At 45.2% G+C, this 12,715-nt stretch carries 12 protein-coding genes; 8 read left to right on the forward strand and 4 right to left on the reverse strand.

Going from position 1 to position 12,715, the window contains the following annotated elements; translation table 11 throughout:
- Positions 1-682 precede the first annotated feature (682 nt).
- The 6 genes from R7E42_RS12365 (at position 683) to R7E42_RS12390 (ending at position 6,954) form a co-directional block, all read left to right on the forward strand.
- On the forward strand, positions 683-1,708 hold the full coding sequence (locus R7E42_RS12365) for an ABC transporter permease subunit (protein ID WP_005384771.1): 1,026 nt from the start codon (positions 683-685) through the stop codon (positions 1,706-1,708).
- 1 nt (position 1,709) lies between these two features.
- On the forward strand, positions 1,710-2,753 hold the full coding sequence (locus R7E42_RS12370) for an ABC transporter permease (RefSeq protein ID WP_005379369.1): 1,044 nt from the start codon (positions 1,710-1,712) through the stop codon (positions 2,751-2,753).
- A 38-nt stretch (positions 2,754-2,791) separates the two neighbouring features.
- Positions 2,792-4,618: an extracellular solute-binding protein gene (locus R7E42_RS12375; RefSeq protein ID WP_005384774.1), complete on the forward strand. Its 1,827-nt coding sequence runs from the start codon at positions 2,792-2,794 to the stop codon at positions 4,616-4,618.
- Positions 4,619-4,627: 9 nt separating this feature from the next.
- Complete coding sequence (locus tag R7E42_RS12380) at positions 4,628-5,485, forward strand: ABC transporter ATP-binding protein (RefSeq protein WP_005379371.1); 858 nt, start codon at positions 4,628-4,630, stop codon at positions 5,483-5,485.
- A gap of 35 nt (positions 5,486-5,520) precedes the next feature.
- Positions 5,521-6,360, forward strand: coding sequence for an ABC transporter ATP-binding protein (locus tag R7E42_RS12385; RefSeq protein ID WP_213880006.1), 840 nt, complete (start codon positions 5,521-5,523; stop codon positions 6,358-6,360).
- A gap of 168 nt (positions 6,361-6,528) precedes the next feature.
- Positions 6,529-6,954 carry a phosphate-starvation-inducible protein PsiE gene (locus tag R7E42_RS12390; protein ID WP_136976541.1) on the forward strand — a complete coding sequence of 142 codons (426 nt, stop codon included), beginning with the start codon at positions 6,529-6,531 and terminating at the stop codon, positions 6,952-6,954.
- A 55-nt stretch (positions 6,955-7,009) separates the two neighbouring features.
- Here R7E42_RS12390 and R7E42_RS12395 read toward each other — a convergent pair whose 3' ends face one another.
- A complete protein-coding gene (locus tag R7E42_RS12395; protein ID WP_053303395.1) occupies positions 7,010-7,876 on the reverse strand; it encodes a YicC/YloC family endoribonuclease in 867 nt (288 codons plus the stop codon).
- Positions 7,877-8,060: 184 nt separating this feature from the next.
- On the opposite strand from R7E42_RS12395, the gene rph reads away from it, so the two are divergent.
- Positions 8,061-8,777, forward strand: a complete 717-nt coding sequence (rph, locus tag R7E42_RS12400) for a ribonuclease PH (RefSeq protein ID WP_031780917.1) — start codon at positions 8,061-8,063, stop codon at positions 8,775-8,777.
- A 104-nt stretch (positions 8,778-8,881) separates the two neighbouring features.
- Positions 8,882-9,523 carry an orotate phosphoribosyltransferase gene (pyrE, locus tag R7E42_RS12405; RefSeq protein WP_005379384.1) on the forward strand — a complete coding sequence of 214 codons (642 nt, stop codon included), beginning with the start codon at positions 8,882-8,884 and terminating at the stop codon, positions 9,521-9,523.
- 84 nt (positions 9,524-9,607) lie between these two features.
- Here pyrE and R7E42_RS12410 read toward each other — a convergent pair whose 3' ends face one another.
- The 3 genes from R7E42_RS12410 to coaBC all read right to left on the reverse strand — a co-directional run bounded on the left by R7E42_RS12410 (position 9,608) and on the right by coaBC (position 12,526).
- Complete coding sequence (locus R7E42_RS12410; RefSeq protein ID WP_033905948.1) at positions 9,608-10,558, reverse strand: Kdo(2)-lipid IV(A) acyltransferase; 951 nt, start codon at positions 10,556-10,558, stop codon at positions 9,608-9,610.
- A gap of 6 nt (positions 10,559-10,564) precedes the next feature.
- Positions 10,565-11,155, reverse strand: coding sequence for a nucleoid occlusion factor SlmA (slmA, locus tag R7E42_RS12415; RefSeq protein ID WP_005379386.1), 591 nt, complete (start codon positions 11,153-11,155; stop codon positions 10,565-10,567).
- A gap of 171 nt (positions 11,156-11,326) precedes the next feature.
- Entirely contained in the window at positions 11,327-12,526 is a 1,200-nt protein-coding gene (coaBC, locus tag R7E42_RS12420) for a bifunctional phosphopantothenoylcysteine decarboxylase/phosphopantothenate--cysteine ligase CoaBC (protein ID WP_318072710.1), read from the reverse strand.
- Between the last annotated feature and the right edge of the window lie 189 nt (positions 12,527-12,715).

The following is a 12,715-nucleotide window of genomic DNA, read 5'->3' on the forward strand; positions in this document are numbered from 1 at the left end:
TAAATGTAAAAAAGATGTAAATAACCAGGCTTTATTTAAAAAGCGGAATAAAAAACCGAATAATGTTTATGAATCGATATTAAATTTCAATAAAACACCGTATTTTGTGTTTCTTATAAACTTTAATGACTTATCTTGCCTATGGTTTTTTAGTGGGTAATTGAATCTGGAAAAAGATATTTTTCCAGTGAATTGTTCTGAGATGAGTTTTATATCGAATCCATACTTTGTTAGCTCGAACTTATTAGGTGGTATCAAAATATGATACCCATTGCGGTTAAAGGGCTCACTCGTATTTTTAGGTCAAATATAACCTTGGATTATGTGTCTATTTATGTGTGTAGGGTGCATTTTTATGTAGGGTTTTGGCTCTAAACAGCCTAGATTGATATTCTGTATGAATTATTTTTGTGGTTTTTTATAATTTTTTACAAAAACATTTCTGTTTTTCGACATCGAAGGAAGTTTGTCATGTTTTGGTTTCAAACACTTGAAGCTGATGTGGATTCAAGATAAATATGACGCTGAAATTATTGCAGTAGTAGAAAAGTCTAGCTCTTGAGGCGCAGGGAGTGTGCTTCAACAGTTTTAGTTACTACGAGATAAATATGCACCATTTTGGGCGGAAAATATCCTCTTTCACTCCGTTTGAACTGGACAGTAGACAAGGAGCAAGTTGTATATGCTGTCGTACTTTTTACGCCGTTTGGCGTTGGTTATCCCAACGTTTCTCGGGATAACTATTCTCATCTTTGCTATCACTCGTTTCGTGCCTGGCGGACCTGTTGAACGCATGTTGTCACAAATGCAGTCCCAGGGGGACGGCGCCGCATCAATGACGTCTGCGGGTGGTAATACGGCCCTTTCTGACGATCAAATCGCGGAGCTGAATGCGTTTTATGGCCTGGATAAACCTGTAACGGAAGCGTACGTCGAGTGGTTAAGTCGTTTGGTAATGCTAGATCTTGGCGAGTCGACGCGTTACTACGAGCCTGTCTCGGACATGATCGCAGAGCGTTTGCCAGTGTCGTTGTTTTATGGCGGCATGACCTTCTTTATTAGTTATTTTATCTCGATTCCTCTTGGTTACTATAAGGCGCTCAAGCACGGTTCTGTGTTTGATTCCGCTTCTTCAGTACTCATTTTCGTAGGCTACGCGCTACCAGGTTATGTGGTGGGTGTATTGCTGATCACGTTATTTAGTTATCACTTGGAATGGTTTCCGATGGGAGGCTTTGTCGGCGATGACTTCGACGATTACGAAACCTTCTTTGAACGCGCTAAAGACATTATGTGGCATGCGGTGTTGCCTTTGATCTGTTACCTCATTGGTGATTTTGCCACGCTGACGATGACAATGAAAAATAACCTGATGGAAAACCTTTCCTCAGATTACATCCGCACCGCAATTGCGAAAGGATTACCTTTCAAAAAAGCAGTTCGTAAGCACGCGTTGCGTAACAGCTTAATTCCAATCGCGAGTCACTTTGGTAACTCTTTGTTGTTCTTCATGACCGGTGCCTTCCTGATTGAAGTTATCTTCAATATTGATGGCATTGGCTTATTGGGTTACGAATCAATCATGGAGCGTGATTACCCTGTTGTTATGGGTATTGTCGCCATTAATGCGTTGTTACTGCTCATTGGTAACATCATTTCAGATATTTGTGTTGCTTTAGTCGACCCACGTGTGAAGTTTGGAGCGTAACATGATTAAAGTTAGTCCATTAACTCAAAAGAAAATTCGTCACTTTAAAGAGATCAAACGAGGCTATTGGTCGTTTGTTGCTCTTTCTATCATGTTGATCCTTTCTCTATTCGCCGAACTTTTGATTAACAGTAAAGCGCTAGTCGTCAAGTACGATGGTAGCTACTATTTTCCTGTTGTCAGTGACGTACGTTTAGGTAGCGAATTCGGCCAAGAGTCATCCAGCGAAGCGGATTATCGCGTACTGCAAAAAGCGTTTGAGGCCGAAGGGGGCGACAACTTTGTTATTTTGCCGCTTGTGCCATGGAACCCATATGAACAAGATTTTAGTGGTGATTTCCCGCCAACAGCACCTAGCGCCGAAAATAAGCATTATTTAGGTACAGATGTGATAGGTCGCGATATTTTGGCGCGACTTGTCTACGGATTCAGAACGGCGATGGGATTTGCGTTGCTTACGATGGCCATTTCCTACGCGATCGGTACTGCAGTCGGTTGTGCTATGGGTTTTTGGGGCGGTAAATTTGACTTGTTTGTACAGCGACTTATCGAAATCTGGTCAATGGTCCCGTTTTTGTACGTCATTATGATTCTTGTTTCAATCGTTCAACCGACGTTTGCTCTCTTTGTCGCTATTAACGTGCTTTTCACTTGGATGGGGATGACATGGTACATGCGGACCATGACCTATAAAGAAGCGGCACGAGAATACGTAATGGCGGCTCGTGCTTTAGGGGCATCGACTGGACGTATCTTGTTTAATCACATCTTGCCAAATACGATGGTGATGATTGTAACCCTAGCGCCTTTCACTATTGCAGCTAACATCACAGCACTGACTGCTCTCGATTATCTAGGCTTAGGCTTGATGCCACCAACGCCAAGTTGGGGTGAACTACTGCAACAAGGTAAGTCAAACTTAGATTCGCCATGGATTGTTGCGTCAGTAGTGACTTCTATTGTTCTGGTTCTGGTGATGGTGACCTTTATTGGTGAAGCCATTCGAGCGGCTTTCGACCCGAAAAAATTCACACGCTATGTTTAAGCGAGCATTGTGAGCAAAACATAAAAAAGGGAAGTTTTATGAAGAAATTATTTTTAGCGTCCACGCTGAGCGCCCTGAGTTTTGGTGCAATGTCAGCAACGCTTCCGACTGACTTAAACTGGCAAACAAACTGGGATGAGCCTCAATATGGTTCGCCAGAAGCGAAACGTGGAGGGACTTATCGCACCTTTATGTCAAGTTTCCCGCAGACGTTACGTAGTGTTGGCCCAGACGCTAATGCAGGGCTACGTTCTTTTATCTTAGATGAAACACCAGGCTTGGTGGTCCGCCACCCAGATACTTTAGAGTTCATCCCTGAGCTTGCTAACGAGTGGGCGTTAGCAGGTGACAACAAAACGGTCTATTTCAAACTCAACCCTGAAGCCAAATGGTCGGACGGCAAACCTGTGACTGCCGACGATTTCGTGTTCATGCTGAAGTTTTATCGTTCCAAGGACATCTTGGAGCCTTGGTACAACGATTACTACAACAAAACGATTGCGGATGTTATCAAGTACGACACTCACACGTTTGCTGTTAAGGCGGCGAAAGAGTTTAATCCGGAAGAGTTGCTGTTACGAATGGGGGCCCTGCGCCCACGTCCCGCACATTTTTATGCTAACCCTTCAAAAGATGAAAATGGTGACGGTATACATGACAACTTTGTCCGCTACTACAATTTTAAAAGTGAACCAACGACCAGTGCATACTACCTAGATGACATTAAAAAAGGTAAAAGTGTGACCTTCAAACATGTCGGTGAAGACTGGTGGGGTTACAGCAATAAGTATTATCAACATCGTTATAATGTCGACAAAATCCGCATCACAGTGATTCGCGACAGTGATATCGCGATGAAGCACTTTGAGAAAGGGAAGCTGGACGCATTTGGTCTTGTTTTACCAAGCTTATGGCATGATAAATCGAATACGGAACCTTACCAAAAGGGATACATTCAAAAGTTCTGGGGTTACAACCAATTCCCAGTTGGGGCTGGTGGTGTATGGATGAACACCGCGATGCCTTTGCTGGATGATTTAAACATTCGCAAGGGCATTACTTACGCGATTGACTTTGATGGCATGATAGAGAATGTCATGCGTGGCGACTACTCCCGTAAACCGAACCCGACCGGTTATGGTCATGGTAAATACACCCTACCAGATGCTAAGGCACCGAAGTTTGATCCCGCAAAAGCGGCCGAGGCATTCGAAGCCGCAGGCTTTAACAAAATTGGTTCTGATGGTATTCGTGTTAATGATAAAGGTGAGCGCTTAAGCTTCGAGCTGACCTACGGAACACCTGTTCATACTCCTCGTATTGCATTTTTGCGTGAGCAAGCCAAGCTAGCAGGGCTGGATATTGAGCTCAAGTTAGTTGATGGCTCATCCATGTTCAAATACGTACGTGAGAAAAAGCACGATTTGGCTTTCTTAGATATGGGTACGTCTGAGATCCCAACGTATTGGGAGTACTTCCATTCAGTCAATGCGAACAAGCCGCAAACTAACTCTTTCACAAACTACAGCACGCCAGAACTGGATGAAAAGATCATCGAGTATCGTTTTGGCATGGATATGGATAAAAAGATCCAGCTAGGTCATGAGATTCAGCGTGACATCATTGATGCTCACGTTATCGTCCCAGGCTACATGGTTCCTTATGTCCGCTATGGTCACTGGCGCTGGTTAAAGTTTCCAGATAAGCCAATGAATCGCATGACAGAGGCGCTGTTCAGTGGTTCAATCATAGGCGATGGCACTTACTGGATTGATAGTGATATCAAAAAAGAAACGAAACAAGCGATGAAGTCAGGCAAAGCTTTTGAACCTGTTGTTGTCGTAGATGACACTTATAAGCTGTAAGGATTGGTTATGGAAAACGATGTAATCCTAAGTGTTAAAGATCTCGAAGTTGAATTTACCACCGATGATGGGCCAGTGAAGGTTCTGCATGGTGTGAACTTTGATGTGAGAGCTGGACGTACACTCGGTCTGGTAGGAGAGTCAGGTAGTGGTAAGAGCGTAACCTCAATGTCGATCATGGGGCTATTACCTAAGCCATATGGCAACATCATTAAAGGTGAAGTGAATTATCGCGGCACCAACCTAGTTGATTTGCCTGCGGAAGAGATGTACGCCATGCGTGGCGATCGCATTTCGATCATCTTCCAAGACCCGATGACTGCGCTCAACCCAGTACACACCATTGGTCGTCAAATATGTGAAGTGCTTGAGCTCCATCGACCTGAGCTCGACAAAAAGGAGCGGGAGGCGTACTCGATTGAGATGCTGGCAAAAGTAAAAATTCCAATGCCAGAGAAGCGATTGAATGAGTATCCCCATAACCTATCTGGTGGTATGCGCCAGCGTGTCATGATCGCGATGGCATTGGCCTGTAAGCCGGATATTCTGATTTGTGATGAACCGACTACAGCGTTGGATGTTACGGTTCAGGCGTCTATCCTTGAACTGATGAATGAGCTTCAGGAAGAAACAGGCATGGCAATGATCTTCATCACTCACGACCTCGGGGTTGTGGCAGAAGTGTGTGATGATGTTGCCGTGATGTATGGTGGGCGTATTGTCGAAAAAGCAGAAATTTTTGAGTTGTTTGATAACCCGCAGCACCCATACACAGAGCGCTTAATGGGATTGATGCCGAGCTTAGATAATGAGCCGAAGCAGATGATCGATATCAAGCCTATTGATGCCAGTATGTTTGCCAGTTAACTGGGCAAAGTGAACCAGTCATAAAAGAGGATGTTATGGCAAAAGAAGTATTAAGAATTGAAAATCTTAAGCAGCACTTTGTTTCTGGTAAAGGGCTGTTCAAGAAAGGCTACACCATCAAAGCGGTAGACGGGGTTTCACTGTCTGTTTCTGAAGGTCAAACACTGGGGCTAGTTGGTGAGTCAGGTTGTGGTAAAAGCACCCTTGGTCGCACGATCTTAAAGTTATACGAGCCAACGGAAGGTAAGATTTTCTTTGAAGGTAAAGACATCACTAAACTGTCTGTCAAAGAGATGCGATCGCTGCGTAAAGACATGCAAATCGTCTTTCAAGACCCAATGGAATCACTCAATCAGCGTCATACCATCGGTATGATTCTGGAAGAACCGTTTGTTATTCATAAAATTGGCACGCCAACAGAGCGTAAACAATGGGTAAAAGAGCTTTTAATCAAAGTGGGATTACCAGAAACGGCAGTAAACCGTTATCCACATGAATTTTCAGGCGGACAACGGCAGCGTATCGGTATCGCTCGCGCGATTGCATTGAAGCCTAAACTGCTGATTTGTGATGAATCGGTATCTGCGTTAGATGTGTCGGTACAGGCGCAAATCTTGAACCTATTGCTACAACTGCAACAAGAAATGAACTTGGCGATCATATTTATCTCTCACGATCTCTCTGTGGTGAAACATGTCTCTGACAAAGTTGCCGTGATGTATTTTGGTAAAGTGGTAGAAGCAGGCAGCGCTAAAGAAATTTATGCAAACCCGCAAAACGAATACACCAAAAAACTCCTATCTGCGATTCCGATCACTCACCCTAAATATCGGAAGAAAAAGCGCGTAGCTGAAAAAAAGCAGCAAGTGGCGTAAGTGATGCCACAGGTCCTATAACACAAAAACGCTCCGCCAAATAAGCGGAGCGTTTTTATGAGTAAATACCAGAACTTGGAGTCGATTCGCACTGATGTTTATTCTGATTGATTGAAGATCGTTGCATGCTAAACTCAAGACCTATTTTCTTTGTTTGGATAATGGACCATGCCGTCGAATTTACCGAAATCCTTTAGTCGACCTTTCCTGAGAATCTTCCATATTTTGGAGGCGGTGTTATTAGTCTCTATTACCTTGGCGACGTTGTACGCCATGATGCAAGAGTTTGTGCACGTATTTGTAGAGAAGCGTGTCTTACTCACGGATATTCTGTTGATGTTTATCTATCTGGAAGTGCTCGCCATGGTGCAGCAGTTCGTGATGAACGGTAAAATTCCGGTACGCTATCCTATCTATATCGCGATGATGGCAATCGCCCGCTATATCACACTCGGAATGAAAGAGCTGGATGCAGTTTTGGTTGTGTGGTTATCTCTGGCTGCGTTTATTTTGGCTGCGGCTACTTTGCTGATCAGAATTGGGCACCATTATTGGCCCTACGTTGATAACAGTACCTTGGAAAAAGACGAATAAAAGAAAACCCCGTATTAGCGGGGCTTTTTTGTTTCAATACTCGATGACTTTTAGATCATTCAATGTTTTGGATCTGCTCACGCATCTGTTCAATTAGAACTTTCAGTTCAACGCCCGATGCGGTGATGTCGGTGCTGATGGATTTTGACGCTAGCGTGTTCGATTCACGGTTGAACTCTTGCATCATGAAGTCCAGACGACGACCGACTGCGCCACCTTTTTTCAGAATGTTTGTGGTTTCTTTTACGTGAGAATCAAGACGGTCTAGCTCTTCTGCTACGTCTGATTTCTGTGCCAGAAGGATAAGCTCTTGCTCAACGCGAGATGGGTCTAGCTCTACTTTCGCATCTTCAAATTTAGAGAACAGACGCTCACGTTGCCATTCTAAAATTTCTGGCATGCGCGCACGCACTTTTACGACTTCTGCAGAAATGGAGTTCAAACGCTGTTCAATCAGCGCCTTCATGTTCTCGCCTTCACGAGCGCGCGCTTCAATAAATTCATCCATTGCGCCATCAAACGCTTCTAGTAGCACTTTATTTACCGCATCCATGTCTTGCTCTGGCGTTTCCATTACCCCCGGCCATTGCATGACTTGAAATGGATTGATTCGGCTCAGTTCACCAGTCATGTGCATGACTTGTTCAGCGGCTTTAATTACCTGGCTAGCAAGCGCTTCATTGATGCTAAGCTCACCTTTTGCGGCAGGGTTTGCTTCAAAACGTAGATTACATTCTACTTTGCCTCGCGCTAAGCGCTTACGAAAACGCTCACGTAAAACGGGCTCTAACCCGCGAAATTGCTCTGGCATGCGGAAGTATGTTTCTAAATAACGCTGGTTCACGCTGCGGATTTCCCATACCGCAGAACCCCAATCGCCTTTTACTTCTTTGCGTGCATACGCTGTCATACTGTAAATCATCGAATTTTCCTGTCTTCATTTTTTGAAAATTACTTCAAGAGTGTATCACGCTGCGTCGATAGGTGCGCGGCATGTATGGATTGTTTATGTTGTGCCAGATGCGTAACCTATGAATCCGGAATCGATTCCGTTATAATCTTCGCCCAACCAAATCGTCTTCTCCTCATATTTAAGGTAGATGCCCATGCGTCCAAACGATCGCAAGGCGGATCAAGTTCGCCCTATCAAAATTACTCGTAACTACACAGCTTACGCTGAAGGGTCAGTGCTAGTTGAGTTCGGTAACACCAAAGTGTTGTGTAATGCGACCGTCGAAGAATCTGTGCCACGTTGGCTAAAAGGTCAAGGTAAAGGCTGGGTTACAGCTGAATACGGCATGCTACCTCGAGCAACACATTCTCGTACTCGTCGTGAAGCGGCAAGTGGCAAACAAGGCGGCCGTACGATGGAAATTCAGCGTCTTATCGCGCGAAGCCTACGTGCTGTTGTCGATCTAAAAGCCATGGGTGAGTTCATGATCACCGTTGACTGTGACGTTATCCAAGCAGACGGTGGTACGCGTACTGCATCCATTAGCGGCGCAAGTGTTGCAATGGCCGATGCGTTCCAACACCTAGTAGATAGCGGCAAGCTAAAAGCAAACCCAATGAAAGGCCACGTAGCGGCAGTTTCTGTCGGCTTACTAGGCGACGAAGTATTGTGTGATCTTGAATACGTTGAAGATTCAGCGGCAGACACAGACATGAACGTAGTAATGACCGAAGAAGGCAAGATGATTGAAATTCAGGGCACCGCAGAAGGTGAACCGTTCAGTCACGAACAGCTGATGGCATTGCTCGAGTCGGCGAAAGTCGGCATTACGGAAATTGTCGCAGCGCAGAAGGCGGCGTTAGCCAATTGATTTAGATAGCTCCCATTATGGGGGCTATTTTTTTATCTCGACAATAGAGAAATGATTGATTGTCGAGAAGAGACACAAGAAACCAAGGACATAGAGAGAAAATAATGAAAGCATACCAGCGTGAATTTATTGAGTTTGCACTTGAGAAAGAAGTTCTTAAGTTTGGTGAGTTTACTTTGAAATCTGGCCGTAAAAGCCCGTACTTCTTTAACGCTGGTCTTTTCAATACTGGTCGTGACCTAGCGCGTCTTGGTCGTTTTTACGCAGCCGCGCTCGCTGACTCTGGCATTGAGTTTGATGTACTGTTTGGCCCGGCGTACAAAGGTATCCCAATCGCGACGACAACAGCAGTCGCGCTGGCGGATCACCACGATATCGACACGCCTTACTGCTTCAACCGTAAAGAAGCGAAAGATCACGGCGAAGGCGGTAACCTTGTGGGTTCAGCGCTTGAAGGTCGAATAATGCTAGTGGATGACGTAATCACAGCAGGTACTGCGATTCGTGAATCGATGGAAATCATTCAAGCAAATGGCGCAGACCTTGCTGGTGTGTTGGTTGCGATTGACCGCCAAGAAAAAGGCAAAGGTGAGTTGTCTGCGATCCAAGAAGTGGAGCGTGACTTTGGTTGTGCAATCATCTCAATCGTTAGCCTGACTGACCTTGTGACTTTCCTTGAAGAGAAAGGCACAGACAAAGAGCATCTAGAAGCAGTTAAAGCGTACCGCGCAGAATACGGCATTTAATTGGTTACTTTTTCTGAAAAAGTAAAAAGGGCAGATGGATATTCATCTGCCCTTTTTTGTTTTTGGATTTATCGCCTTGACCACTTACTTATAGCGAATGCCTTTCTCGACATGCTCATCTTGCATGGTTTTATAGCGTTTATGGAGCCACATCCATTGCTCTGGAGCGCGTAGAATGACTTCTTCCACATACTTGTTCATATAAGCGGCAGCGGCGACTTCGTCTTTTTGTGGATAGTCGGCTTCAATGCACTTATCGGCGATGATGTCGTATTTTCCTTCGTCATTGCGAAACCCTGAGCCTGGGATGATCGCACATTTTGAGGTATACGCCAGAATGCTCGTGCCTGTTGTCGTACACGCATCGTCTACGGCAAAGAAGGGCACAAATACTGATTTTTTGCGACCGTAATCGTGATCCGGTAAATAGAACAGACGCTCACCGCTGCGTAAAACACGAATCATCTTTTTTACATCTTTACGATCAATCAGTTTATTGCCGTTATGTGTTCGTCCCCAATACTGGATAAAGTTATAAGCAGGATTATTATGCGGACGAAACGCGCCGTACCCGGCCACGCCTAACACGGCGAAAGCACGCGCAGTGATCTCTAGATTAAGAGCATGGACACAACAAAGTAGGACGCCTTTACCTTCTTTGGCTTTTTCACGCAGTGCGCCGAGATCTTTCTCGACGATCAGGTTTTTAAAGCGCCAAGTCGGCCAGAACCAAGTGATTCCGGTTTCTATCAGTGCCATACCGGTATTTTTGAAGTTCTCTTCAACAATATGTTGAATCTCTTCAGGTGTTTTGTCTGGAAAGGCCAATTCTAAGTTACGCTGAGCAACGTGGACACGCTTTTTACCGTAGCGCATGCCAAGTTTACCGAGTGAACGACCTAATGAAAGCAGCAGCCGATAAGGAAGAATATTGACGAGGATGGCCAACAGACCAAAACCAAGCCATACGCCCCAGTTACGAGGGTGAAGAAGTGAAAGAGAAAACTCGGGCTGCGTGTATTTGTCTTTACTCATAGTCTTTTACTTTATTTGTGCACTTAAAAGCGCCCAGTACTCGTCAAAGTTTGCAGTCGGCTGGTATTTAAAGTCGCTACGCACAAAGCGGTTTAGGCTCCCCTCAACTTGTCCCAGAATTTGCGCAGCTAGGATGCGCTCTTCGACAGGGAAAGACTTCCCTTCACGAATCTTACGTTCACGCAGGATTTGGCGCAATTGTGTTTCTATACGCTCAAAGAGTTGATTGATGCGTTCACGTAGACGTTCATTTTCAAACATTAGAGCATGACCCGACAAAATGCGTGTCAGACCTGGGTTACGTTCAGAGAACGCCAAAATAAGGTGCATCACCATACGAATACGCTCTAGTGTATCTTTTTCGTCGTCTAGAATACGGTTGATGCGTGTCATCAAGGCTTCTTCAATGAACTCAATCAACCCTTCGAACATGCGCGCTTTACTTGGGAAATGACGATACAGCGCGGCTTCTGAAACGCCGACTTGCTTGGCCAGTTTTGCCGTAGTAATGCGTGAAGCGCCATCTGTTGATTCAAGCATTTCTGCCAATGCTTGTAAGATCTCTTCACGACGGTTGGATTTTTTACTGCCGGCCATTAGTTACTTCCTTTCAAAATACAAAGTTGAGCGGAGGGGATTATAAGACGCTATTTCGCCTCAAACTAGACCACTAAGGGTGGAATGGGAGATTTAACACCCTTAGTTGTCATTTTTGTACCAAATTTATGCCAGCTTTTGTAAAAAATTGGCAGGGTTTTCAAACGTTAGTTACATCAATTGATGCATTTTTTCGAGAATTTTAAAGCTCAATGCTTCTTTTGATTCTAAAGCGAGCGCAAGTTCACCTTCAGGCCAGTAAAGGGTAATCGCGTTGTCGTTGCTGTTAAATCCTTGCCCTGCAACCGAAACGTCGTTTGCACAGATCATATCGAGGTTTTTCTTTGTTAACTTGCCTCGAGCATAGGTCTCTACATCATTGGTTTCAGCCGCAAAACCGACGGTAAACGGACGCTTCTCCGTCATTGCTGCCACAGATGCAACAATATCAGGATTTTTAACCATATTAATGACCATTTCGTCGTTGTCTTCTGTCTTTTTCAACTTTTGAGACGCGATCGTTTGTGGGCGGTAGTCGGCAACGGCAGCGCAGCTAATAAACGCATCATGCCTGTTTGCATGTGTCATAACGGCTTCGTGCATCTCTTGTGCACTGGAAACATTTATGCGCTCAACACCTACGGGCGTATTTAAACTGACAGGACCGCTCACGAGGGTGACTTTTGCTCCCATCTGCGCTGCGGCGCTCGCCAATGCATAGCCCATTTTCCCGGAGCTATGGTTCGTAATGTAACGCACTGGATCAATCGCTTCGCGAGTTGGTCCGGCGGTAATGAGTATCGACCTACCTTCTAGCAATTTTGGTTGAAAGAACTGTTCACATAGCTGTACTAGCTGCATTGGTTCCAGCATTCGACCTGGTCCTACATCACCACAGGCTTGCTCTCCTGCCGCAGGGCCCCAGATGTGCATACCACGACGCGCTAACGTAGCGATGTTCTCTTGGGTTGCGATATTGCGATACATCTGTTGATTCATCGCCGGAGAAACAGCAACAGGGGAATCCGTCGCGAGCACGAGCGTAGTAAGTAAATCGTTCCCCATGCCTGCGGACATGCGCGCGATTAAGTCCGCGGTCGCGGGCGCTAATAGCACTAAATCTGCCCATTTGGCCAATTCAATATGGCCCATAGAGGCTTCCGCTGCTGGGTCTAGTAAACTGTCCGAGACAGGACGGCCCGAAACGGCTTGCATGGTTAAAGGGGTAATGAACTCTTTTGCGGCTTTCGTCATTACAACTTGAACTTGCGCTCCTCTCTCTATGAGGCGACGGGTTAGCTCCGCACATTTATACGCGGCAATACCGCCACTGATGCCGAGTAGAATTTTCTTTCCTGCTAGTGTTTGCATGTGAGATCTCCAATTTGATGACCGGATTTTAACACAATTCAAAGTCTGACCGCCCGAGCATATATAACGAGAAGATAATTCACATCAAACTCCAGAGTATTAATCTGACCGAGGAAGGGAAAATTCTCGCCTACCTCACAGACAAGTTGCGCGGAGTTTGCAAGTCTGAAAAGAAAAAGAGGTAGTGGA

The sequence above is a fragment of the Vibrio sp. Vb1337 genome (assembly GCF_033338715.1).
Classification (GTDB): Bacteria; Pseudomonadota; Gammaproteobacteria; order Enterobacterales; family Vibrionaceae; genus Vibrio; species Vibrio alginolyticus.